Annotated in this window: 25 protein-coding genes and 1 riboswitch; of the genes, 7 read left to right on the top strand and 18 right to left on the bottom strand. The window is 40.7% G+C overall.

Going from position 1 to position 22,515, the window contains the following annotated elements:
* The 5 genes from thiS to NSQ34_RS05650 all read right to left on the bottom strand — a co-directional run bounded on the left by thiS (position 1) and on the right by NSQ34_RS05650 (position 4,688).
* Positions 1 to 204: a sulfur carrier protein ThiS gene (gene thiS, locus NSQ34_RS05670; protein ID WP_024426466.1), complete on the bottom strand. Its 204-nt coding sequence runs from the start codon at positions 202 to 204 to the stop codon at positions 1 to 3.
* Positions 201 to 1,313: a glycine oxidase ThiO gene (thiO, locus tag NSQ34_RS05665; RefSeq protein ID WP_041117143.1), complete on the bottom strand. Its 1,113-nt coding sequence runs from the start codon at positions 1,311 to 1,313 to the stop codon at positions 201 to 203. Before thiO ends, thiS begins: the two co-directional genes overlap by 4 nt.
* On the bottom strand, positions 1,297 to 1,914 hold the full coding sequence (tenI, locus tag NSQ34_RS05660) for a thiazole tautomerase TenI (RefSeq protein WP_081124264.1): 618 nt from the start codon (positions 1,912 to 1,914) through the stop codon (positions 1,297 to 1,299). The genes thiO and tenI overlap by 17 nt, the downstream gene beginning before the upstream one ends.
* Positions 1,889 to 2,599, bottom strand: coding sequence for a thiaminase II (tenA, locus tag NSQ34_RS05655; RefSeq protein WP_081124263.1), 711 nt, complete (start codon positions 2,597 to 2,599; stop codon positions 1,889 to 1,891). The genes tenI and tenA overlap by 26 nt, the downstream gene beginning before the upstream one ends.
* Before the next feature lie 78 nt (positions 2,600 to 2,677).
* A riboswitch (TPP riboswitch) is annotated at positions 2,678 to 2,787 on the bottom strand.
* Positions 2,788 to 2,846: 59 nt separating this feature from the next.
* Positions 2,847 to 4,688 carry a monovalent cation:proton antiporter family protein gene (locus NSQ34_RS05650; RefSeq protein WP_176967520.1) on the bottom strand — a complete coding sequence of 614 codons (1,842 nt, stop codon included), beginning with the start codon at positions 4,686 to 4,688 and terminating at the stop codon, positions 2,847 to 2,849.
* A gap of 162 nt (positions 4,689 to 4,850) precedes the next feature.
* Here NSQ34_RS05650 and prpE point away from each other — a divergent pair, with 162 nt between their 5' ends.
* Positions 4,851 to 5,594 carry a bis(5'-nucleosyl)-tetraphosphatase PrpE gene (gene prpE / locus NSQ34_RS05645; protein ID WP_034282041.1) on the top strand — a complete coding sequence of 248 codons (744 nt, stop codon included), beginning with the start codon at positions 4,851 to 4,853 and terminating at the stop codon, positions 5,592 to 5,594.
* A 41-nt stretch (positions 5,595 to 5,635) separates the two neighbouring features.
* Here the strand turns inward: prpE and NSQ34_RS05640 are convergent, their stop codons facing one another.
* The 4 genes from NSQ34_RS05640 to NSQ34_RS05625 all read right to left on the bottom strand — a co-directional run bounded on the left by NSQ34_RS05640 (position 5,636) and on the right by NSQ34_RS05625 (position 8,439).
* The gene (locus NSQ34_RS05640) at positions 5,636 to 6,529 is read right to left on the bottom strand and encodes an RluA family pseudouridine synthase (protein ID WP_061109965.1); all 894 of its coding nucleotides are present in this window, start codon (positions 6,527 to 6,529) and stop codon (positions 5,636 to 5,638) included.
* A 17-nt stretch (positions 6,530 to 6,546) separates the two neighbouring features.
* Positions 6,547 to 7,347, bottom strand: a complete 801-nt coding sequence (locus NSQ34_RS05635; RefSeq protein WP_003211364.1) for an NAD kinase — start codon at positions 7,345 to 7,347, stop codon at positions 6,547 to 6,549.
* A 63-nt stretch (positions 7,348 to 7,410) separates the two neighbouring features.
* On the bottom strand, positions 7,411 to 8,040 hold the full coding sequence (locus NSQ34_RS05630; RefSeq protein WP_024425028.1) for a GTP pyrophosphokinase family protein: 630 nt from the start codon (positions 8,038 to 8,040) through the stop codon (positions 7,411 to 7,413).
* A gap of 33 nt (positions 8,041 to 8,073) precedes the next feature.
* Positions 8,074 to 8,439 carry a hypothetical protein gene (locus tag NSQ34_RS05625; RefSeq protein ID WP_034282045.1) on the bottom strand — a complete coding sequence of 122 codons (366 nt, stop codon included), beginning with the start codon at positions 8,437 to 8,439 and terminating at the stop codon, positions 8,074 to 8,076.
* Between the two features lie 235 nt (positions 8,440 to 8,674).
* Between NSQ34_RS05625 and NSQ34_RS05620 the strand changes: the two genes are divergently transcribed.
* The 5 genes from NSQ34_RS05620 (at position 8,675) to NSQ34_RS05600 (ending at position 12,093) form a co-directional block, all read left to right on the top strand.
* Entirely contained in the window at positions 8,675 to 9,253 is a 579-nt protein-coding gene (locus tag NSQ34_RS05620; protein ID WP_081124259.1) for a CYTH domain-containing protein, read from the top strand.
* A 21-nt stretch (positions 9,254 to 9,274) separates the two neighbouring features.
* Positions 9,275 to 10,042: a lytic transglycosylase domain-containing protein gene (locus NSQ34_RS05615; RefSeq protein WP_081124258.1), complete on the top strand. Its 768-nt coding sequence runs from the start codon at positions 9,275 to 9,277 to the stop codon at positions 10,040 to 10,042.
* 275 nt (positions 10,043 to 10,317) lie between these two features.
* Complete coding sequence (locus NSQ34_RS05610) at positions 10,318 to 10,716, top strand: thiol management oxidoreductase (protein ID WP_008355333.1); 399 nt, start codon at positions 10,318 to 10,320, stop codon at positions 10,714 to 10,716.
* Positions 10,713 to 11,624, top strand: coding sequence for a ClpXP adapter SpxH family protein (locus NSQ34_RS05605; RefSeq protein ID WP_024425033.1), 912 nt, complete (start codon positions 10,713 to 10,715; stop codon positions 11,622 to 11,624). The genes NSQ34_RS05610 and NSQ34_RS05605 overlap by 4 nt, the downstream gene beginning before the upstream one ends.
* A 295-nt stretch (positions 11,625 to 11,919) precedes the next feature.
* The gene (locus tag NSQ34_RS05600) at positions 11,920 to 12,093 is read left to right on the top strand and encodes a hypothetical protein (protein ID WP_024425034.1); all 174 of its coding nucleotides are present in this window, start codon (positions 11,920 to 11,922) and stop codon (positions 12,091 to 12,093) included.
* 107 nt (positions 12,094 to 12,200) lie between these two features.
* Here NSQ34_RS05600 and pepF read toward each other — a convergent pair whose 3' ends face one another.
* The 4 genes from pepF to mecA form a co-directional block, all read right to left on the bottom strand.
* Positions 12,201 to 14,027: an oligoendopeptidase F gene (gene pepF / locus NSQ34_RS05595; protein WP_282707040.1), complete on the bottom strand. Its 1,827-nt coding sequence runs from the start codon at positions 14,025 to 14,027 to the stop codon at positions 12,201 to 12,203.
* 214 nt (positions 14,028 to 14,241) lie between these two features.
* Positions 14,242 to 15,402 (bottom strand): competence protein CoiA family protein, encoded by a 1,161-nt coding sequence (locus tag NSQ34_RS05590; RefSeq protein WP_070325704.1) that lies wholly within the window; start codon positions 15,400 to 15,402, stop codon positions 14,242 to 14,244.
* 162 nt (positions 15,403 to 15,564) lie between these two features.
* Positions 15,565 to 17,085 (bottom strand): cardiolipin synthase, encoded by a 1,521-nt coding sequence (gene cls / locus NSQ34_RS05585; RefSeq protein ID WP_034282056.1) that lies wholly within the window; start codon positions 17,083 to 17,085, stop codon positions 15,565 to 15,567.
* A gap of 87 nt (positions 17,086 to 17,172) precedes the next feature.
* On the bottom strand, positions 17,173 to 17,838 hold the full coding sequence (gene mecA / locus NSQ34_RS05580; RefSeq protein ID WP_024425038.1) for an adaptor protein MecA: 666 nt from the start codon (positions 17,836 to 17,838) through the stop codon (positions 17,173 to 17,175).
* A 264-nt stretch (positions 17,839 to 18,102) separates the two neighbouring features.
* On the opposite strand from mecA, the gene NSQ34_RS05575 reads away from it, so the two are divergent.
* Entirely contained in the window at positions 18,103 to 18,768 is a 666-nt protein-coding gene (locus NSQ34_RS05575; RefSeq protein WP_034282060.1) for a TerC family protein, read from the top strand.
* A 39-nt stretch (positions 18,769 to 18,807) separates the two neighbouring features.
* On the opposite strand, the gene spxA is transcribed toward NSQ34_RS05575, so the two are convergent.
* From spxA to NSQ34_RS05550, 5 genes are all read right to left on the bottom strand, one after another.
* Entirely contained in the window at positions 18,808 to 19,203 is a 396-nt protein-coding gene (gene spxA / locus NSQ34_RS05570; RefSeq protein WP_003211421.1) for a transcriptional regulator SpxA, read from the bottom strand.
* Positions 19,204 to 19,396: 193 nt separating this feature from the next.
* Positions 19,397 to 19,975: a GNAT family N-acetyltransferase gene (locus NSQ34_RS05565; RefSeq protein ID WP_024425040.1), complete on the bottom strand. Its 579-nt coding sequence runs from the start codon at positions 19,973 to 19,975 to the stop codon at positions 19,397 to 19,399.
* A 137-nt stretch (positions 19,976 to 20,112) separates the two neighbouring features.
* Positions 20,113 to 20,400, bottom strand: coding sequence for a hypothetical protein (locus NSQ34_RS05560; protein ID WP_176967521.1), 288 nt, complete (start codon positions 20,398 to 20,400; stop codon positions 20,113 to 20,115).
* Positions 20,401 to 20,504: 104 nt separating this feature from the next.
* The gene (locus NSQ34_RS05555) at positions 20,505 to 21,425 is read right to left on the bottom strand and encodes an ATP-binding cassette domain-containing protein (protein WP_024425041.1); all 921 of its coding nucleotides are present in this window, start codon (positions 21,423 to 21,425) and stop codon (positions 20,505 to 20,507) included.
* A gap of 1 nt (position 21,426) precedes the next feature.
* Positions 21,427 to 22,515, bottom strand: coding sequence for an ABC transporter ATP-binding protein (locus tag NSQ34_RS05550; protein WP_087975602.1), 1,089 nt, complete (start codon positions 22,513 to 22,515; stop codon positions 21,427 to 21,429).

The following is a 22,515-nucleotide window of genomic DNA, read 5'->3' as shown; positions in this document are numbered from 1 at the left end:
TCATCCTCCTCCTACAAAGTGAACGATTTCAATCGTGTCATTTGGTTGAATTTCTACTTGTTGAAACGCTTCTTTATCAATGATTTCATGGTTCTTTTCAACGATCACCACACGGTTTTCAAGCTGATAGGCTGATAGCAGATCATAGATCGTTCCATTCTCTTGATCGAAATCAACGATTCTGCCATTCAATTGAATCTTCATACGAATAGTGCCTCCTTTCGTCCAATACGAAACGCATGAAGCCATTCCTCTTTGACCGGTTCGTCTAATATCAGGTCACGAATGATTTCTCCAGTAATCGGCGCTAGTAAAATACCGTTCCTGTAATGCCCTGCAGCAAAAAGAATACGCTTGTCTTCTGGATGTCTTCCGATATAAGGATGCCGGTCGTTTGTCGCCGGACGAAGGCCTGCCCAGCACTCTTCAATCGGCATCTCCTTAATAGAAGGCATAAGCTGAGACGCCTTTTGAATCACAGCTTCCATGCCGCCAAGCGTTGGAACAGCCTGCCACTCGTTTGGCTTCATCGTTGCGCCGATGACAAGCTTTCCGCTGTCTCGCTGAACGATATAACAATGATCATGATAAATGGTGTGTGCGAGCGCCGGACCATTATTCCATACAGACACACATTCCCCTTTTACTGGATAAAGAGAATGAGATAATCCGAGTTCTTCAAAAAAACGGCCAGACCATACACCACTTGCGACTGTCAGGTCATCACATGTGAATGTGCCCTTCGTTGTTCTGACAGTTAACGCTTCTTTGTCCCGCTTCACTTCGATCACAGGTGTACACTCTTTCACATCTGCCCCGTACCGGACAGCCGCCTGCCATAAAGCCCTGCATACAGCGTAAGGTTCCACATGCACATCCTCTTCAATCAAACCTGCTCCCAGCATGTGATCTGTAACTTGAGGCATGCATTTTTTTACGCTGCTTGCGTCAAGCCATTTAAATGTAGACAAATGCTGCATCCGGCAAAGGGCTTGTTTCTCTTCTTCTGTAAAGGCGACCTTCATGATACCGCCCGCTGAAGTTCGAATATCAATGCCTGATTCATGAAGAAGATCGACTTTTAATTTTTCGTACAATGCCTGGCTTGCTCTGCCTGCCTGAAAGAAAACATCCTCATGACCCTCTCCTTCAGCATGTGCACCGAGCATCCCGGCAGCCGCACTTGTCGTTTGCTTCCCTATCTCATTCGCTTCAAATAAGACCACCTGTTTTCCTGCTTTTGCAAGGTGATAGGCGATGGAGACCCCTATGATTCCACCACCAATGATTGCAACGTCATAATGCTTTTTCATAAGGATTCTCCTTTACCTTTTCAGAAAATGCTTGTGCCATCATACGCGGCTGATGATGAGCAAAAATCCCAGACATGACAGCAATTCCTTTCACATTTGCTTGTTTCAATTCTGGAACTCGTTCTGGGGTCACCCCGCCGATGGCCACCACTGGAATCGTTAGTGCAGAAGTCAGTTTCTTCACAAGCTGTACACCTCTTGCCTGAAGTCCTGGTTTACAAGAGGTGGCATATACGTGCCCAAACATGACATACTCTGCTCCATTTTTCTCTGCTGCTTTCGCTTCTTCTATCGAATGGACAGATACTCCCGCATGAAGGTGAGGAAATTTTTTTCGCAGTTCTTTTGGCGAAAAGCTGTGGCCCGGTAGATGCACCCTGTGAATATTGGTAAGCAGCGCAACGTCTACTCGGTCATTGATGACGAGCTTTTCTTTCGGCACACCTTCTAAAAGGAGATTCTTCACGAGATCAACAAGCTCACTTGCTGTTTTAGACCGTTCCCGAATATGAATAAAATCCACTTCAGACGCTATGGCTTTTATTTGTTTGATCAGTTCACCCGCAGGAAGGGAATCATTTGTCACTGCGTGGAGTTCCATTTGCACCAACCCCATCTAAGCATGCTGTTTGCCACATTTCTTTTTGATACGCCATCTCCCAGAAGTGATATTCATAATAGCTTGAAATCACAAAATTTTCTTTCATATTTGCCCGTACATGTTCTGGTGCTTTTTCCGCGAGTTCATCAAAGCGGTTCACCTGTTCGAAGACAAGTTCCTTAAACCAATCGCCTCCATATGTCAAAATCCATTCTTGATAAATCGGATGGTCAGGTGTTGTTTGTTTCAGCTTTTCACCTACCTCATAATAGAGCCAGTAACACGGTAATAACGCGGCTAAAATCTCTTCAAACCGACCGCTTTTTACAGATCGGTACATATGAGAGGTATACGCATAAGCAGTGGGAGAAGGCTTAAAGTTCTCAATGGCTTCATCAGAAATCTGCAGAAGCTCTGTAAATTTCCTATGCAGCGACAGCTCTGCTTCATACGTGCCCTGGGCATGATACGCCATTCTGCCCGTCGTATGTAAGTCCTCACTAATCGCCGCTCCATATGCCTGCACCTTTGCAAAATGAGTTAAATAATACGAATCCTGCATCACGTAATAGGTGAAACGATCGAGTGAAAGTGTGCCATCTCCAATCCCTTTGACAAAAGGATGTGTAAAGCTTCCATTCCACCATGCTGCTGCAGCCTCTTTACATTCTGTTGAAAACGTCATGTTCCTCTCCTCCTGTTTTTCCATATAAAAAAGCCACTTTCCGCGTGGAAAGTGGCTTGGAATTTGTAAAAAGCATAGTCAAAAACCGCACCACTTCCCTACGCAGGTATGAACCTGTTCAGGTAATGAGGGTCTAAAAGTCGACACTTTTATCTCAGCCCTTTTAAAGGACTCCCCTAGTGGATCAAATATATGATGTTGTACCTCTATCTTAATCAGGAATTGTTCATTGGTCAAGGGTTCATTGTCATTCTAATTGGGCTCTTAGTCCTGCCACATACTCACGAGAGCCCGATACAAGCACACGGTCGCCGCTTCTGAGTGTCGTATCTCCATGCGGTACTAAGCTGTCTATCCCTCTAAAAATGCGGACAAATACCAAATCACCGGTGAAAGGAAATTCTCTCAGCATGACATTATGATAACGATGATTGTTCATTTGAATTTGATACAAAGAAGAATCCTCATTTGTTAGCAATCGAATTGCATCAGGTGCTTCAATCAAAGCTCTTAGCACCGTTTTAGACGAAAGGAAAGTAGAAAACGTATCAATGCCCGCTTCCTTCAATGTCAGCTCTGCCTCTGCTTTGTTGACACTTGCAATGACTTGTTTTGAACCTTCTTCTTTTGCAAATAAAGCAATTTCCTTATTTTTCGTCTCACTGCCTGTTGCGACGACTAGGACATCCTCTTGGCCGACGCCTGCCTTTCTCAGCGTCTCATCATCGTATTGTTCAATTGATTCGACTTCAAAGATAGAGTCTGCCAGCAGCGCTTCCTTATTTTCTTGAAAAACATGCAAAATCCGAATGTCATATTCATCCTGATGTAAATCAAGTGTGACAGGTAAGGTCAGCTGATTAGCTCCAATAAAGGTCACACGCTTCTTATGGGCTGCCGCTTGTTCATTTTTAAACAGCGCTTTAAACCAAACAGGTGTTAAAATACTCGTTAACACAGCAACTAAAATCAGCGCTCCTGACATTTTATGATCAATGACCCCGAGCCGCTCACCAATCGTCGCAGCTGCAATGACGAGAGATAAAGTTGAAGTTAATAAAAAGCCGGAGCCAATGACCTTTTTCATGTCATACCATTTTTTCAAATAAAGAATCGGAATGAGCTTACTCATAAGCAGCGCAATAAACAGCAGCGGAATCATGATTATGATGTTTGGGTCCTTAAACAGTGCCCATATATTCAGATCTACTCCGACCATCACAAAAAAGATCGGGATTAAAAATCCATAGCCAAATGAGTCCAGCTGCTGAACGAGCTCTTTATTTGGCGAAAGAAGGGACACAAGCACGCCAGCTAAAAACGCCCCTAGAATATTTTCAGCCCCGAGTGATTCAGATAAGGCAACTAAGACTATAATGAGAGTAAAGATTGCCCTTGTCCCAATTTGCACGGTCCCTTTAGACATCGACTGAAAAATTGACTTTGTCTTAAATACGCGGCCAAATAAATAAAGAAGAATGCCTGCAGCAAATAATAAGAGCAGGAGCCACATGTTCCCTGTTCCATCTCCATAAATGGAGGAAAACACAGCAAGTAAAATCATCGTGACCAAATCGGCAATGACAGCTACAAGCAGAATGATTTGACCGATATTCGTCTGCATCAACTTTTCCTCTTTTAAAGTTGGAACCACTACGCCTAATGAGATGGTAGAGATAATGAGCGTCATTAAAAAGGCATTTTCGATAAACCCTGCGAGTACAAACGCATAGGACAGAATAAAAGAAATACAAAATACCCCAAGAAAAATAATGGTGGCAGCTTTAAATGTATTTGGTTCTTTTAAACCATTTGGAAGTTCTCGTGCTTTCTTCTTTGACTCAAAAGAAGAAAAATCTATTTCAAGTCCACTTAAAAACATCAGAAAAATAAAACCGAGCATGGATAATGTATCTAACCACGCATCATGTTCGACAACCAGTTGAAGACCGCTTTTCCCAATGATGAGCCCCATGATGATTTCAGCTACAACGACCGGAATGGTCAGCTTAAATCGGTGCAATAAAATAGGGGTGAAAAAGGCGACAATGATAACGACAACGAGTGATGAAACAGATGTATGCTCCATTGGCTAAAGCCTCCTAACATTCATGTTTAATTTTTTAAGTCTTACGTTAAAGCATTGATTCTAACAATTGCCCAAATGAAATGAAAGCCATTCGTTATATTTTCTAAAATTCAAACTTCTTTATATCCGACGAATGGATGAAAAAAATCAGGAGGAAACCTTATGAAATTCGATATTATTGGCGATATCCACGGCTGCTACGAAGAGCTGCTTACCCTCATACACAAACTAGGATATGAACTCAAACATGGATTACCCGTCCATCCTGATAAGAGAACGCTGGCCCTTGTTGGTGATCTAACAGATCGTGGACCTCAGTCAGTAGACGTCATGCGATTTGTCATTCATGCCTATTCACACGGCGCAATCCGCTATGTACCTGGCAACCATTGCTTTAAGCTTTACCGCTATTTAAAAGGAAATCCCGTCAAATTGCTTCATGGCATCGAAACCACAGTGAACGAAATAAAAAAACTGCCAATTCATGAACAAAACAAATTGTCACATGAATTTAAGCAGTTATTCGAGAAGGCTCCGCTTTATGATGTACTCATTCCTGATGAGCTGATCATTGCACACGCAGCGATGAAGGAAAAGGATATTGGAAAAAAGCCGAATAAACAAATGCGGTCCTATTTATTATTTGGTGCCGTCACAGGAGAAACATGGCCAGATGGACGACCTGTTCGCAAGGACTGGGCAAAGGAGTATCACGGAAAACCGTGGATTGTGTATGGCCATACACCAGTGAAAGAACCTCGATTCGTTGGCAGAACCGTCAATATTGACACAGGCTGCGTATTTGGCAACCAGCTGTCTGCCCTCACATACCCTGAGCTTAAAACAGTCTCTGTTCCTTCATCTATGCCTTATGACGATTCAAGGTTTCAGCATTTCACATCATAAAAAAACCCGGCCCTGCGCTGCAGGTGACCGGGTTTCTCTATTTAAAAAAGCAATGATTTCATATCATCAGGAAGCGGGGCTGAAAATGTCATTTGCTCATCTGTCATCGGATGAGGAAATACAAGGGTTTCACTATGCAGTGCCTGCCGGTCTATCCGCTCGGTCGTTCCGCCATACAGCGTATCTCCGATGAGCGGATGCCCAAGAAATTGCATATGAACACGAATTTGATGTGTTCTCCCAGTTTCAAGTGAGAGAGACACATCCGACATGTTCAACTCAGCGATTACCGCTCGCACGAAATAATGCGTCACTGCGTCCTGCCCAGTATCATCAACCATCCGCTCGATGATACTATCCCCTTTTCGGGCAATTTTTGCAGCGATCGTTCCATGTTTTTCTGTGATCATGCCATGTGTAAACGCTCTGTATGTTCGCTTAACCGCTCCACTTTTTTGCGCCTTTGATAAAAGGCTATGGGCAAAGCGATGCTTCGCCACAAGCATGACGCCAGATGTATCACGATCAAGGCGGTTCACCAAATGAACCGTATGCCGAACAGACTGCTCTGCATAATGATGCAGCAATCCATTCGCAATACTGTGCTCAGGGTGCTCCCGAGAAGGGATTGAAGGAATATACGGCCTTTTATTCAGCACAAGGACATGCTCGTCCTCAAATATAATATCAAGCGGAATCGGTGCAGGCTTTAGTCCTTCACTCACTTTTTCCTCGGGAAATAAAATGGTGAGCCTGTCCCCTTCATGCAGTTCGCACTTCACGGTAACATGCTCTCCATTAATGAGGAGGTCACCGCCAGCAAACTTAATATCTGTCAGCATTCTTTTCGAAATGCCAAGATCAATTAAATATTCCTTTAAAAGCAGCCCTTCTTCTTTGGCTGTTATGGTTTTGTTTAACGTAAAGTATTCCAGCGGGAACAACCTCTTTCTTATTCTCCTTTTCCGATAAAGGAATCTTGCACCCTTTTCCAAAACGGAAACGGTCTAAATCTGGCAAAACGGACATTCTCGTCTGCCACCCGGCATTGAATGGATTTGACGTCTTTATGAAGCAGTGTTAAATGATCAATGGTCACCTGAAAATCGACATCATTCCTCGGCTTAATCACACAAGTATGGTGGTCAGGCAAAATAAGCGGTGAACCGACCGTCCGAAACACTCGGTTGTTGATTGAAGCCATTTCTGCCAGCTGAATGGCTCTAATGGAAGGGTGAATAATGGCGCCACCCAGTGCCTTATTATAGGCCGTACTGCCAGATGGTGTAGACAGACAAAGACCGTCACCTCTAAATGTTTCAAACAGCTGGCCTCTGATTTCAACATCTGCCACAAGTGTCCCTTCCATGCTTTTAATTGTACATTCATTCATTGCTAAATATTTCTCTTCTCTTCCGCCGTCATTGTATCTGACAATGACTTCTAAGATCGGATATTCCACAATATGATAAGGCGTTTTCGCAATGGCTAAGACGAGTTTTTCAATTTCACTCGGCACCCAGTCAGCATAAAAGCCAAGATGACCTGTATGAACACCGACAAAAGCTGTTTCATTTAGACGGTCGCTATAACGGTGAAACGCATAAAGAAGGGTGCCGTCTCCACCAACCGTAATGACAAGATCCGGTTCCTCTTCATTTAGTTCCATACCAAAATCCAATAAGTAAGTCTGAATTTTACTTTTGAGCGTGTCAGATACAGAATTCCCTTTTGAAGAAACTGCAAATTTCATGAATTCTTCTCCTTTTTCACCTTGCTGCTATGAGAGGGCAGCATCATATTTGATCAAACTGGCTCAGCTGTCGTTTTTCTTTTTCCGGGAAAATGCCACTTGTGCTTCTTGAATTTCCCCTCTAATTTCGGACATTTCTTCATCGAGACGAGAAGCTGCCTCAGATGCTCTTTGAAGGCGCAGCTTGACCTTCTCCGGGATGTTCCCGCTATATTTATAATTCAGAGAATGCTCAATGGTCGCCCAAAAGTTCATCGCAAGCGTACGAATTTGGATTTCGACGAGGAGCTGTTTCTCTCCGCTTACGGTTTGCAGCGGATATAACACAACAAGGTGGTAAGAGCGGTATCCGCTTTCTTTATGTTCTGCAATATAGTCGCGTTTATCTACAACCACAAAATCTTTACGTGACTGGAGCATTTTTTTCACGACTTGTATATCTTCTACAAACTGGCACATAATGCGAAGCCCAGCAATATCCTGCATCGTTTCAATCTCATGCATCGGGATGTTTTTACGCTTTGCCTTTTCTAATATGCTGGCAACGGGTTTCACTCGGCCTGTGACAAATTCTACTGGTGAATGGTCATCCTCGAATTCATACAGCTTTCGAATGCCTTTTAGTTTCACTTTTAGTTCTTCGACTGCTTGTTTATACGGTGCGAGGAATTGATCCCATTGTTTTTTGTCCATGAAACTTCCCCCAATTCCATATACCTAATTATTTCAGAGGAATGTGCTTTTCACTTTCTCTTCCATATCTCCGTAATTGGCATTGTCTTTAATATTGTCGATTAAATAATGTAATTCCTGTTGAAGCTGAATGAGTTCCAGTGAATGTTCATCTGATGCCAAATAGACAGGGATGTCACGATTCATTGCTTCTTTTAATGGAGCCCATGTATGTTCCCCTAAAATAAGATACGAAAAGGACTCCTCGGTTTCAAGTATGTAAACGAACGCAAAGTGATCAGAATCAACAAGCATTTGTCCTGATGCTTTTGCTTTTTGGATTTGCTCTTCTGACTGGATTGTCAAAATCAGCCTGTCTTCTTTTAAAGTTGCTTCTGTGATTTCAATTCTGTTTTGCATCATGATCTCCTTTACAACAAAGTACAGCTTTATTTTATCATATCAAGTTCAATATTGATAAACCGAACTTTTTGAGAAAATCCTGTTTTTCTCTTTTAAATGATCCTTTCCCAAGATTCTTCATTCATTTTGTCCATACCTAAATTGAAAATAGAGAGAAAAAAACAGTCTTTTACATGTTGAACACACTTCATGTACAATAATCATATTTCCTCTAATGAAAGGTTGATGTCAAATGGCACAGGAAATTGAAATCGAACTAAAGCAATTATTAATGAAAGAAGAATTTAAACAGCTGAAACAGCATTTTCAATTGAAGGATGCGGATTTCCATACGCAAACCAACTATTATTTTGATACACCTCAATTTGATATAAAATCTCAATTGGCTGCATTAAGAATGAGAGAAAAAAACGGTCAATGGGTGCTCACATTAAAGGAACCACATGAAATAGGCTTGCTCGAAACCCACCAAACGATTGCTCCCCCTTCTCAACTTGACGATTTTAAGCTGCCAGAAGGTGAAGTTGCAGACAGATTAGACCACCTGAACATTCTAAAGGATCAAATTGTGTACTTTGGTTCACTTGAAACGTCAAGAGCAGAAAAAATGATCCAAGAAGGCTTAATTGTTTTGGATCACAGCCGATATTTAACAGTAGAGGACTATGAACTTGAATTTGAAGTGAGCGACCTGGAAATCGGACAAGCCGCTTTCTCCGCATTGCTCCGCAAATTTCATATTCCAGTACGAAACACGAAAAACAAAGTCGTTCGTTTTTATGAAGAAAAAATGAAAACACAGAATAGATGAATTCCTTGAAGGAGGAACATGATGAACGTCAATCAACTTCAATCCTTTATGCAGCTTCAAGCGCTTAAAACGTTACAGACAGATCCAGCACAAACGCAAATGTCTGGGGGTCAAGAATCGAATGCCCAAGCTTCATTTCAGTCGCTGCTGCAAGATTTTTTAGGCGGATCGGAATTATCACGTCTCCCGCTTTCCATCTCAGCTTTTTTGGGCACGGATCCATCAACGGCTCCAAACACGCAATATGCGCGTACAAACCCATATTTATCTGCCACTTCCGGCAGTGATCAGCTTGAGGCCCAATCTTTATATGCAAATGACAATCAATTAAATACAGCGAATGGCATTGGAAATGTCTTAAACAACAGCTACACGCCGCCGCTTCAAAAGGCTGTCTCAAGTAGCTCATCATCAAAAGAGATTAATCAAATCGTGTCACAAATGGCTCAAAAGCATGGCGTTCCCGAAAAGCTGATTCACGCGGTCATCAAGCAGGAATCCGGCTACCGCTCAAATGCTGTCAGCCATGCAGGTGCGCTTGGACTCATGCAGCTCATGCCATCTACTGCTAAATCACTTGGCGTCAACAATGCCTTTGATGCGTCCCAAAACATTGAAGGCGGAACGAAGTATTTAAAACAAATGCTCAATAAATATAACGGAAATATCTCACTCGCCTTAGCTGCCTATAATGCAGGCTCAGGAAATGTAGATAAATACGGGGGCATTCCTCCATTTAAAGAAACACAAAATTATGTCAAGAAAATCACAGCTCAATATTTCGCTTAAACCGAAGAGAATAACCTCTTCGGTTTTTTGTATGTCGCTTTTCCCCCTTTTTTGACTGAATGTGTTATGATATGGTCAATTGATCACAGAATCCGATTCTCTCTTTATTTTGAGCAGACCAAAGCGGTTTGTTTGTGGAATTGAGATGAGGTTGTTAAAATAAGTACAAGAATAGAAACAATAAAATAGAACAAACTGAATATCACTTTTGAAATAAATGAAATGCGCAATAGGGTGAGTCATCCTATTAACTACGAGTAAAAGGAGTAGTCAACATGGTACAATCGTTTAACGCACCTTACGAAGCGGTTGGAGAGGAACTTCTATCGCAACTTGTTGATACTTTTTATGAAAATGTAAAGTGTCATCCTTTGCTTCATCCTATTTTCCCGGATGACTTAAAAGAAACAGCAAGAAAACAAAAACAGTTTTTAACGCAATATTTAGGCGGACCACCGCTTTATACAGAAGAGCATGGCCACCCAATGCTGCGAGCGAGACATCTCCCTTTTCCGATTACTGAGGAGCGGGCTGACGCATGGCTTGAATGCATGGAGGATGCAATGGATCAAGTAGGATTAACCGGCGATATTCGTGACTTTTTATTTGAACGGCTTTCTCTGACGGCTCGTCATATGGTCAACCAAACACCTGAAAAGGATGGACGATCTTGAGCTGCAATACGCACGATCAATATTTCTCACACTGTCACGGACATCCTCAAAAGCCGATTGAAATCTATGTATTCATTGATCCTCTAAGCCCAGACTGCTGGTTATTAGAGCCATCCATCAAAAAGTTGAAAATGAAATATGGCCGTTTTTTCACTTTACGAACGGTAACAAGTTCTAGTATTAATGCTTTGAATCGGAAAAGAAAGAAACATTTACTGACTGAAGCATGGGGGAAATTTGCCACTAAAACGCAGACCAAAAAAGAACAAATGCTGTCTGAACAAATTGTGACATCACCCTACCTCGCCTCACTGGCACTAAAAGCAGCGGAGCTTCAAGGCAGAAAATGCGGAATGAAATTTTTGCGTCTTATTCAAGAATCACTTTTTTGCCATCAGCAAGATGTCACAAGTGAGCAGGTACTGATAGAAAATGCAAAAAGTGCTGGTCTGGACATCGAGGAATTCCAGCGCGACATTCATTCTCAAAGTGCTGTGAAAGCACTGCAATGTGATATGAAAATTGCAGCTGAAATGGACGTATCTGAGCTTCCGACCTTCGCCTTTTTTAATACCGTAAATGGAGATGAAGGATTAAAAATTTCAGGTGCCTACTCTTATGATATATACGAGGAAATCCTTTTTGAAATGATTGGTGAAAAACCAACACCATCAGAACGTCCTCCAATTGAATGGTTTATTGCTTACTTTCAATTTGCTTCCGCAAAAGAGATAGCCGTTGTCTATGACCTGACGCTTGAAGAAGTTGAACGAGAAATGAAGAAGCTGGCTTTCGCTCAGAAGGTAGAACGTGTCCAAGTGCAGCAAGAAATGTTTTGGCGCTATAAAGAGAATGACCACCATACAGATCTTGATGTCTATCGCTGTGAAAATGAACATGGGTGCTGACCCATGTTTTTCTTTACTCCAAAAAGGAACATTCGTTCCATTTATAAACACGAAGAAACCGCGCCGGGATAAGCGCGGTTTCACTATGTCTTAACGACAACAAAGGGGATGGGAGAAATTTTTCACGGTCAAACAAAGGGGTAATGTTTGTATGTGATTAATTTCACATCTGTAGTATATCAAATTTTGTCGACTTATGACAACAGATATACTATATGTTCATATTTTTGTCACAAAACATAAGAGGGTTGTCACTTTCATATAGTAAAAGTAACAAAAAAATGGGGGGATCTGCATGCGCAGCACAACTATTGGACTTGTTGCCATTGGCTTATGTTTCTTTTTAAATATATTAGGCTTAATGAAGATGCTTCCTCTTTATTTGACGTCTCCACTCTTATTTGCTTCGATTCTTTTTACGCTTTATCGAATGAATCACCGTAAGACCTTTAGAGGTTTTAAAGGTTGATGATTGACATGGAACGGCCTCGATATCTGAAGAGGTCTTTTTTTATGAGAAAAAAACTCCTGTCAAAAGATGAGATAGCACTCACACGTCTGACAGAAGTCTTTTCATTACTCACCTGTTTTGGAGATGAGCTCTTCCATTTCTTTTAGTTTTTCTTCGAACAATTGACATGCTGCTTCGATTGGTTCTTTAGAAGCCATATCAACCCCTGCTTTTTTCAGCACATTGATTGGATAATCAGAGCTTCCTGCTTTAAGGAAATCGGTGTAGCGCTCTACCGCTGGTTTTCCTTCTTGTAAGATTTGCTTGCTTAATGCCTGCGCCGCACTATAGCCTGTCGCGTATTGATACACATAATAGTTGTAATAAAAATGAGGGATTCTCGTCCACTCTAATCCAATTTCCTTATCAACCACCATGCCGTCACCAAAGTACTTCTTGTTCAGGTCGTAATAAAGGTTTGTCATAAATTCTGGCGTTAAAGCCTCTCCTTCTTGTGCTTTCACATGAATAAGATGCTCAAACTCAGCAAACATCGTTTGTCTAAATACCGTTCCTCTAAATCCTTCTAACAAGTGGTTTAACACATACAAACGCTGCTTTTTATCGTCTAAATGATTGAGCAGGTATTCGCCTAGTAACGCTTCATTTGTAGTGGAAGCCACTTCAGCTACAAAGATACTATAGTTTCCATACGGATATGGCTGGTGCTTTCTTGTATAGTAACTGTGTACAGAATGCCCAAATTCGTGAGCGAGTGTAAACAAATTATCAATATTATTTTGCCAGTTCATGAGGATATATGGATTTGTACCATAGCTCCCAGATGAATAAGCACCGCTTCGTTTCCCTTTATTCTCATAAACGTCTACCCAGCGATTGTCGAGTCCTTCTTTTAACACGGACACATATTCTTCTCCTAATGGCGCTAACCCTTTCAGCATATAATCCTTTGCTTCATCATAGGTGAGCTTCATGCCAGCATCTTTCACAAGTGGTGTATACAAGTCGTAATTGTGCACTTCATCAAGCTTTAATACCTTTTTACGTAATTCAATATAGCGGTGTAATAACGGTAAATATTGATGAACTGTATCAATTAGATTGTCATAAACTTCTTCCGGGATGCTGTTTCGTGATAATGCTGCTTCTCTTGCGGATTTGTAATTTCGCACTTTTGCATAAAAATTATCCTTTTTAATCGAACCGCTCAGTGTAGAAGCAAGTGTATTCTTATACTGATCATACGTTTTATACACAGCTTTAAAGGCATTCTTTCTCACTTCACGATCATCACTATTTAGAAATGTGATGAAGTTGCCGTGGGTAATTTTCTTTTCCTCTCCATTCTCATCCTTTACAGAAGGGAACGAAATATCGGCGTTGTTAAACATACTAAAGGTAGTAGATGAAGATGAAAGTGGTTCAGATGCCTCAGCTAATAAAGCTTCTTGCTCCTCACTTAAAATATGTGGACGCTCTTTATTAATTTCTTCGAGAGCATGTGAATACAGTTTTAATTCTTCTTTTTCTAGTATGAATTGCTGCAATTTATCTTCTTGGATCGATAAAATCTCTGGAACAATATAAGCAGATGTACTAGAAAGCTGTGTAAATAGATTCGATGCCTTATCATTTAACGCCTGAAATGATGAGTTCGTTGTATCTTCATCATATTTCATGTGCGCATATGTATAAAGCTTGCCAAGCTTTTCAGAAAGTTGATCCTGAAAGGTGAGGGCTTCATACAGAACATCAGCAGAATGGGCCAGCTTTCCTTTAAACTGGGCCAGCTTCGGAATTTCTTTTTTGACCGCTTCGAATTCCTTGTTCCATGCATCGACGCTTTCAAAAATATCTTCAAGACGCCATTTGTTTTCTTCTTTTACTTCGCTTCTGTCTGGTAAATGATTGTTTTTGTTTTGTGAAGTCATATGAATCCCCCTTGCATGAGTTGTGTTAAACCAACCTTTCGGAAAGTGAAAGAAATTGGTGTTGTATTTATCTTCTTTGTTTTGAACTATATTTGTCAAATCATATGCAGAAATAAATACCAAACAGACTAAAAAAATTAGGAAAAAGCGTTTCTTTTGATTCAATAGCAGCACCACCTTTTTCTTATCATGATCAAAGTGGTCATGAAACATGCTAATGAAATAAGAAAGCATCTCGTTTTAACACTTCATCTAGTGTTCGTATAGGCATTTGATTCGACGATACTTCATAATTACCCTCTTTCGTCATATGTAAAAACCCTTGTCTTACAAGCGCATTTACATATGCAGTGACCACCTCTTTTATTTCTTCTCTTGAAACATCGCCATATCGAAGTTTCACTTCTTTCATTTGCACACATCGATTGATTTCCATCATCAGCTGTTGAATCGTCACTCTTCCGCTTCCTTTTTTCCGCATCATCCAATCATAGAGACACCCTTGCCAAACATACACGGGACTTGTAAAGATATACGCTTCTTGCACCGGAATAAATAATTCAGTTGGCAAAAAAGGGAATGCTGTTTGATGATGCTCATAAAAAATATTTCTCAAACGTTTGCTTTCATTTGATAAACTGCGAGGAGGACGCTGCCTAAATTGCTGTATACATTTAATCCATTGTTGGTTTACTTGACGCTTGCTGGAAGGCAGAGATAGAAGTGCCGGAATATCACGGTATGCTGAAGGTGGTCTGACAGTCATGGCCGCACATATTTTCGTTGGTTGAAACACGAGGAATTGATCAAGATGGATGAACCTTTTCTGGATCGGGCAGAAAAAAATCAAGCGCCTTTCCTCTGATTCCCTTAAAATTCCCCAATGAATGGAGGAGAAAGAAAAAAGCTGGGCAGATTTTCGGTTTAAACGATTTGCCCCTATCATCCATATGGGAAAGAGCCCTGCCTCGCGGAGACCTGCTGTTCTTCTGCGAAGCTCTTGCCGGGAAATATTTGCACATTGAAATTCAATTGCATAGTTTTCATTTCCTATAGAGACGGTCACATCAGGACGCTGATGAATATTTGACATATACTTTTCCAGCGCCGGTTTATGTCCAAGCCCCTTCAGCCAATTCATAATGGCTTCCTTTCCCGCCTGATGATAAGCCGTTTCGCCTGAAGCTAGCGGACATGCTGTCAGCTGTTTATGCGCAAAATGATAGACACGATGCTCCCCTAGCTTTAATTGCACCTCCTCCCTGCACTCAGGACAATAAAATTTGCACGTCGTTCTTACATGCTCCAGACGGCTTTTCGATAGATGATGTGTCATTCGGATAAGCTTACCGTTATCCATAATTGCTGCATTCATTCAGTTCGCCCCTCGCTCTTTGATGAGCGTATTATAGCTTGTTCGTCTTTAAGGAAGCGAATAGACAAAATGAATTTTTATCGTGTCAAAAGATGATTTTACTGATCATTTCCTTAGTAAAATCAAAAATCCCCCTTATAGAAAAGGGGGAAAATACAATCTTTATAAAAGTGGTGATAATAATCTTGCTGTTGATTCAAACAGTCTGACCCCCAAGGGTCTCTTTGCAAACTCTTCTGGAACAATTTCATGTGACTGCTCTAAATCACCTAAGAAATCATTGACGAGCTTCTCGGTGCTTTTTGTTTTATAGAGGAAGGCATTCACTTCAAAGTTCAAATGAAAGCTTCTCATATCCATGTTTGCCGTTCCTATCGAAGCCAGCTCGCTATCCACAATAATAAATTTACTATGCATAAAGCCTTGATCATACTCGTATACCTTTGCTCCTGCGTCAAGAAGCTCCGGGAAGTATGAACGAGATGCATGGAAAACAATCCGTTTATCTGGATTCTTTGGAGCAATAATCCGTACATCTACTCCGCTCAATGCGGCAATTTTCAATGCGGACAAAATATCATCATCCGGCACAAAATACGGTGAAGCGATCCAGATGGACTTTTTGGCGGAGATGATCATGGAGAAAAAGAGATTTTTAATGACCTCCCACTGCTTGTCAGGCCCGCCAGCAATCATTTGTACGCCTTCTGTTGTACTCTCAAGGTGGCTGAAATCTTTGAAATAGTCCACACCAGAGCATCTTTCATTCGTCATATAGTACCAATCCTGCATGAAAATCTGCTGGAGGTCACGAACAGCTTCGCCCTTAATCATCAAATGAGTATCACGCCAGAATCCATATTGTCTGCTTCTGCCCATGTATTCGTCTCCAATGTTAAGCCCGCCGACAAATCCTACTTCCCCATCAATTACGACAATTTTTCTATGATTTCGGAAGTTGATTTTATTATTTAAAAGGGGGAGCCTTACTGGTAAAAACGGAACGATCTGAACGCCAGCCTTTTCTAGGTCTGCAATATATTGACGGGAGAGCTTTAAGCTTCCTACATCGTCATATAAAAAGCGGACAATCACGCCATTTTTCGCTTTTTCAATAAGAATGTCCTTTAATTCTTGGCCAAGGTCGTCGTGGCGGAGAATGTAATATTCTAAATGAATGTGATGAGTTGCTTTTTTAATCTCTTCAAAAATATGAGAGAATGTTTCTTCACCATTGGTTAAGACTTTAGAGGACGTGCGATATGTAATAGGAGTATGTCCGAGTCTGTGGGCCAGCTTAAATAAGAGCTGCTGATGATCACCCATATGCGTCATTTTTTCAATCGCTTCTCTATGGATACGTTCATCTTCCTGAATTAACTTCTCGTCCAATACCGCCTTCTTTTCAAACAGCCGGCGCTTTTTGATATTGCGTCCAAAGAAAATGTAGAACAAAAAGCCGAATAACGGAAAGCTGCCAAGCAGGACAAGCCATGTAATCGTTTGAGACGGATTCCGGTTCTCCAAGAAAATAACAAATCCGATGAAAATAATCGATAAAGTAAATAGAACACTCACAGAACTTAATACACTTACCGCTAAATCACCGACAATCAATTGGATGATTAAATAAGCACCTACCGTAATGATTAGAAAAAATAGAACTTTGACTACATTTCTCATTTCATTTTTCTCCTTGCCGATCTCTTTATTTACCTATTCATTCAGATAAAAAAGCCGATTCCTCTATAGAAATCGACTTTTTGTTAGTTACGAGAAGTGCTGTTGAATCGTTTCAAGGGCATTCCCTTCGATAATCAGCTGACCGTATTCTTTCAGTCTGTAGATGCTGACCACTGATTCGTGAGCATATTCAAGCAAAATGCTGAGCTTATTCTCCACTTGCTCATCTGACAAATCCTCGTGGAAGTCAACATATAGATAATAACGGTTTTCAAACGAATATAAACTTGTGGTAAAATCCTGCATATTTAATTGAGAAAGTGCAATCAAATCTTCAAAGTCATCCATTTTCAATACGAATTGAAGTTGAAGTTTTTTGTCCTTCTCATTATGGTCTTCTTGATCTTGCTCTTCTTTATGAAAATCATCAAGCAGTGCGTCTAAGCTTTCTTCATCTGTTTGATCTTTTTTATCTTCTGGAATCGGCAATTCGAGCTTTTGTCCATCTTTAGAAAGTTGGGCTTTTGTCACGACAATTTCAAGACCTTTGTCAAGTGCCTGTACTTGAATCCAAAGCGGTCCCTCTACTGCAAATTCTTCTTCTTCGTGCACTTCGTCCATTACTTCCCAAAACAGCTCTTCACTGCGCTCACGATTGTACCAGATCTCTTCACGGTCAAATCCGCGATCTTCAATATCACCGTAGGAAATATAAAATTTGACTGTATGTTCATTTATTCTTTCGATTTCCATTTTGCCAACCTTCCCTTCTATATAAGATGTTGAAGGGACATACAAGCTCCCAATTAATAGTACTTTACTACACTTTACCCGTTCCGTCTACATGTTAACCGTTTAAAGAATTGAGGTATTGCTTCGTACTGTCTATTTTATGATAAAACATGAATAAAAGAAATAAAAACGCATTTTTTGCAGAGAAAACTTGCAGAAACATATATTTGAATTGTCCTCATATATTGGTTGTACGAGCTCTATTTGGGACATGAGGTGAAATAGATGGAAACAGAGTGGATCGTATCCTTACTGATGATTATTGGCATAGACCTAATTTTAGGCGGAGATAATGCGCTCATTATTGCGATGGCGAGTCGCAGTTTATCACATGACAAACGCAATAAAGCCATTTGGATCGGCACACTTTTGGCCGTGCTGATGAGAATTACAATGACTGGTGCCGCCGTTTATTTATTGACTATCCCTTATTTGCAGTTTATTGGCGGTCTTTTTCTCCTTTATATAGGATACAATCTGTTAATTGAACAAAAGAAGGAATCCATTCGGATTAAGAGCAGCGGCTCCCTTTGGCGTGCGGTTCAAACCATTGTGATTGCTGACCTCTTTATGTCACTTGATAATGTCATCGCAGTTGCAGGTGCAGCAAAAGGCAACATGCTTCTGACCGCTTTTGGCCTCATGATTTCTGTACCGATTATTATTTGGGGAAGCAAGCTGATTCATGCAGCTTTAACTAAATTTCCGTTTCTTTTATACGGAGGAAGTGCTCTCTTGGCCTTTACAGGGGGTGAAATGATTGTGCGTGATGTGAAATTGGCTGAATTTATGGCACAGCATGCCACGCTTGAATTGATGCTTCCGTTTTTAACCGTCATAGTGGTCATATTAGCGAGCCTCTTTTACGAACAAACGGCTGAAAATAAATAAAAAAAGCTGCCAAATGATCGGCAGCTTTTTATGTTTTTATTAGTTAGCAAGTCGCTGAGCTTCTCTTAATTGGAATGTACGAACCGTTCTTGGTAAGAAACGTCTAATTTCATCTTCATTGTACCCAACTTGTAATCTTTTTTCATCCAAGATAATTGGACGACGCAAAAGACCTGGATGCTCATTGATTAGTTTATACAATTGTTGAAGCGGCATTGTCTCAACATTGACATTTAGTTTTTGGAATACTTTTGAACGTGTTGAGATAATTTCGTCTGTACCGTCTTCTGTCATTCGAAGAATTTCTTTGATTTCATCGATTGAAAGAGGCTCAGAAAAAATGTTTCTCTCTTGATATGGGATATTGTGCTCTTCTAACCACGCTCTTGCTTTTCTACATGATGTACAGCTTGGTGATGTGTATAATGTTACCATAAATCTTCACTCCTCAATTTGTAGAATGAATATTGATCTGTATTCTTAAATTAAAATTGTTCTAAATAAGTAATCTTTATAGTGATTATACTATAAAAAAGTAAGTGTGAACAGATTTTCTTGCAATTTTTGTGACAAAAACTAGACAATTTCATTCATTTTGTGGTGCTGCTGGATGTCAGAACATTCTCATTTAGTCGAGATGATCGAAAATATTTTTTTGCTTTCTATTTTCAATGATCTTCAATACATCATCAACATCCTCATACGATTGTCCATACCATTCTTCATCTTTATACGTATGGATTCGTTCATAGGTCTTCCTCATGGCTTCCATGATCTCTTCCTCATGATTTGTAAGAGGCGACCAATAAAGAATTTCCATGCGGTTCACTTCATTTGTTGCAAGTGACCTGCGTTTATAACCGATTGATTCTGCATGCTTGAAGTGCTCTCTTTGGTAAAACTTTAGGCGTTTTGCAGTATCTGCATCATCTTCATCTACAGGCTCAACCTCAAGCAAGATCGGTTTCTTTTTTTCCTTCAGCTTATGAATAAGCTTTGACCCGAGGCCTTCACCTCTTGCATCTTTGGAAACAAATAAATAATCAATAAAGATGAAAGAATCAAATTCGGCGTACATCATCACATGATGAGGTCCTTCCTCCTTATGATAAATATCACTTCTTTCCTTTAATAAAGCTTCCATATGCTCTTTTGACTTCATTTCTTCTATCGGGAAGTATTCACTGAGCTTTTCATACCAATTCATGGATCTGCTCCTTATGCTATAGTTAAGAACCACTTCCTTAGATATTCCCGATTTCCTGCTATTTAAACGCCTGTACTAGTAAGACGCAGCAAAGTCTTAAGTAGTTTCACTTTTTTTCAATTAACGCAAAAAAAGTTTTATAACGAACGATTCATGACGAATTGAATACAGACAAACAGGATAATTGTCATCGCAATTTGAAGCATAATGAAATAAAGATATTTTACGCGCCATGCTTCATGCTTCTGACCGCTTGTCTTTCGGTTAAGCATATATTCCATTGAAAAAGACACAATCCCAATGAGTACCATAAACGCGAGCATCCACTTTCCTCCGTTTGGTTTCCTGAAAAAAGACGTTGAAAAAAGCATGAATACAATGAGAACATGAAGCAATGAATAACGAAAGGTTTTCCAATTTAACATTTGATTTCCTCCGGTATCTGCTTGTACTTAACTAAAAGTTACCATCATCTTCTTTTTTTGTAAAATAAAAAAAGAAGCACTGACTTAGCAGTGCTTCTTCCTTCTTATGATTGTTTCGCCTGTAGCTCTTTGAATTCTTCCTCTGTGCAGCTCACAAAGTGACCTGGCTTCACTTCACGGAACTCGGTGTTTGTTCCTTTGTGAACAGATGGATCATACTTGATTCGTTTGCGGTTACGCTCATAATCAGGATCTGGAAGCGGAATCGCAGACAGCAATGATTTTGTATATGGATGAAGCGGGTTTTCGTATAATTCATTCGCTGGTGCCAGCTCAACCAATTTTCCAAAATACATCACACCGATACGATCGCTGATGTATTTTACCATGGACAAGTCATGAGCAATGAATAAGTACGTTAAACCTTTTTCCTCTTGAAGCTCTTTCAATAAATTGACGACCTGCGCTTGGATCGACACGTCTAATGCAGAGATTGGTTCATCGGCGATGATGAAATCCGGCTCTACTGCTAATGCACGTGCAATTCCGATACGCTGTCTTTGACCGCCTGAGAATTCATGCGGGTATCTGTTCGCGTGCTCTTTGTTCAAGCCAACAGTTTCAAGTAATTGGTACACACGCTCTTTACGCGCCTGTTTTGTTTTTGCAAGACCATGAATGTCGATGCCCTCTGCAATGATATCAAGCACTGTCATTCTAGGGTTGAGTGAAGCATATGGATCTTGGAAGATCATCTGCATTTGACGGTTGAACTCAAGCATTTTTTGTCTTGATTTCTTCCCGTGTACATTTTCTCCCTTATAAAGAACTTCACCATCTGTCGCATCATAAAGTCTAATGATCGAACGGCCCGTAGTGGATTTACCACAACCAGACTCACCTACAAGACCAAGCGTTTCACCTTTGTAAATATCAAATGAAACCCCATCAACTGCTTTCACAGTTCCTCTTGCTGTATGGAAATGCTGCTTCAAATTTTTGATTTCTAACAGTTTTTCTGCCATGCTATTCACCCTCTTTTACTAATACAGGTTTTTCGTAGCTACCTTCTAGTTCACGCATTCTCGCCTTTACAGAAGCAGGCGGTTCAACTTTAGGTGCATTCGGATGAAGTAGCCATGATTTCACATAATGCGTATCTGATACTTTGAACATTGGCGGTTCTTGTTCAAAGTCAATTTTCATTGCATAATCGCTGCGGAGTGCAAATGCATCTCCTTTCGGCGGGTTTGTCAGATCTGGCGGTGTTCCTGGAATGGCAGTCAGCTTTCCTTCATCTCCGCCATCTGTGTCAAGACTCGGCATGGATGCTAAAAGTCCCCATGTATACGGATGCTTTGGATTGTAGAAAATTTCATCGACAGTCCCTGTCTCCACAATCTGTCCTGCATACATAACAGCTACACGATCAGCGACGTTGGCAACAACACCTAGATCATGCGTAATAAAGATAATCGAAGTGTCAACCTTTTGCTGAATTTCTTTCATTAATTCTAAAATTTGTGCCTGAATTGTTACATCAAGTGCAGTCGTCGGCTCATCGGCAATCAGCAGCTTTGGATCTGCAGCAAGCGCCATGGCGATGACAACCCTTTGTCTCATCCCGCCACTAAATTCGTGCGGATATTGTTTAATTCTTTTTTCGGGCATTGGAATTCCAACGAGCTCCAATAGTTCAATGGCTCTTTTTTCAGCCGCTTCTTTTGAAATTTGCTCATGCTTGAACAGTACTTCTGTAATTTGTTTCCCGACTTTCATCGTTGGATTCAAAGACGTCATCGGATCTTGGAAGATCATTGAGATATCTTTTCCTCGAATGGTTTGCATTTGTTTTTCAGTTTTCTTGACAATATCTTGGCCATCAAACAGGATCTGTCCGCGCTTGAAATAACCTGGCGGCATCGGAATTAATCTCATGATCGCTTGTGATGTCACACTTTTACCAGAGCCAGATTCACCTACAATAGCAAGTGTCTCGCCTTTATTTAAGTGGAAGTTCACACCACGAATGGCTTGAACCTCTCCACCATATGTTTTAAATGAGATTGCAAGGTCTTTCACCTCTAGAATACGTTCACGTTCCATCCTAATCAC

Source organism: Bacillus sp. FSL P2-0069 (assembly GCF_038593315.1).
Classification (GTDB): Bacteria; Bacillota; Bacilli; order Bacillales; family Bacillaceae; genus Bacillus; species Bacillus safensis.
The sequence above is the reverse complement of the archived record's forward strand: the minus strand, read 5'-3'. Positions and strand labels throughout refer to the sequence as shown.

What these genes read in the sequence shown, in the direction of transcription:
- thiS (WP_024426466.1), bottom strand. Translation starts at nt 204, where the DNA reads ATGAAGATTCAATTGAATGGCAGAATCGTTGATTTCGATCAAGAGAAT.
- thiO (WP_041117143.1), bottom strand. Translation starts at nt 1,313, where the DNA reads ATGAAAAAGCATTATGACGTTGCAATCATTGGTGGTGGAATCATAGGG.
- tenI (WP_081124264.1), bottom strand. Translation starts at nt 1,914, where the DNA reads ATGGAACTCCACGCAGTGACAAATGATTCCCTTCCTGCGGGTGAACTG.
- tenA (WP_081124263.1), bottom strand. Translation starts at nt 2,599, where the DNA reads ATGACGTTTTCAACAGAATGTAAAGAGGCTGCAGCAGCATGGTGGAAT.
- NSQ34_RS05650 (WP_176967520.1), bottom strand. Translation starts at nt 4,688, where the DNA reads ATGGAGCATACATCTGTTTCATCACTCGTTGTCGTTATCATTGTCGCC.
- prpE (WP_034282041.1), top strand. Translation starts at nt 4,851, where the DNA reads ATGAAATTCGATATTATTGGCGATATCCACGGCTGCTACGAAGAGCTG.
- NSQ34_RS05635 (WP_003211364.1), bottom strand. Translation starts at nt 7,347, where the DNA reads ATGAAATTTGCAGTTTCTTCAAAAGGGAATTCTGTATCTGACACGCTC.
- NSQ34_RS05630 (WP_024425028.1), bottom strand. Translation starts at nt 8,040, where the DNA reads ATGGACAAAAAACAATGGGATCAATTCCTCGCACCGTATAAACAAGCA.
- NSQ34_RS05625 (WP_034282045.1), bottom strand. Translation starts at nt 8,439, where the DNA reads ATGCAAAACAGAATTGAAATCACAGAAGCAACTTTAAAAGAAGACAGG.
- NSQ34_RS05620 (WP_081124259.1), top strand. Translation starts at nt 8,675, where the DNA reads ATGGCACAGGAAATTGAAATCGAACTAAAGCAATTATTAATGAAAGAA.
- NSQ34_RS05615 (WP_081124258.1), top strand. Translation starts at nt 9,275, where the DNA reads ATGAACGTCAATCAACTTCAATCCTTTATGCAGCTTCAAGCGCTTAAA.
- NSQ34_RS05610 (WP_008355333.1), top strand. Translation starts at nt 10,318, where the DNA reads ATGGTACAATCGTTTAACGCACCTTACGAAGCGGTTGGAGAGGAACTT.
- NSQ34_RS05600 (WP_024425034.1), top strand. Translation starts at nt 11,920, where the DNA reads ATGCGCAGCACAACTATTGGACTTGTTGCCATTGGCTTATGTTTCTTT.
- pepF (WP_282707040.1), bottom strand. Translation starts at nt 14,027, where the DNA reads ATGACTTCACAAAACAAAAACAATCATTTACCAGACAGAAGCGAAGTA.
- NSQ34_RS05590 (WP_070325704.1), bottom strand. Translation starts at nt 15,402, where the DNA reads ATGAATGCAGCAATTATGGATAACGGTAAGCTTATCCGAATGACACAT.
- cls (WP_034282056.1), bottom strand. Translation starts at nt 17,085, where the DNA reads ATGAGAAATGTAGTCAAAGTTCTATTTTTTCTAATCATTACGGTAGGT.
- mecA (WP_024425038.1), bottom strand. Translation starts at nt 17,838, where the DNA reads ATGGAAATCGAAAGAATAAATGAACATACAGTCAAATTTTATATTTCC.
- NSQ34_RS05575 (WP_034282060.1), top strand. Translation starts at nt 18,103, where the DNA reads ATGGAAACAGAGTGGATCGTATCCTTACTGATGATTATTGGCATAGAC.
- spxA (WP_003211421.1), bottom strand. Translation starts at nt 19,203, where the DNA reads ATGGTAACATTATACACATCACCAAGCTGTACATCATGTAGAAAAGCA.
- NSQ34_RS05565 (WP_024425040.1), bottom strand. Translation starts at nt 19,975, where the DNA reads ATGAATTGGTATGAAAAGCTCAGTGAATACTTCCCGATAGAAGAAATG.
- NSQ34_RS05560 (WP_176967521.1), bottom strand. Translation starts at nt 20,400, where the DNA reads ATGTTAAATTGGAAAACCTTTCGTTATTCATTGCTTCATGTTCTCATT.
- NSQ34_RS05555 (WP_024425041.1), bottom strand. Translation starts at nt 21,425, where the DNA reads ATGGCAGAAAAACTGTTAGAAATCAAAAATTTGAAGCAGCATTTCCAT.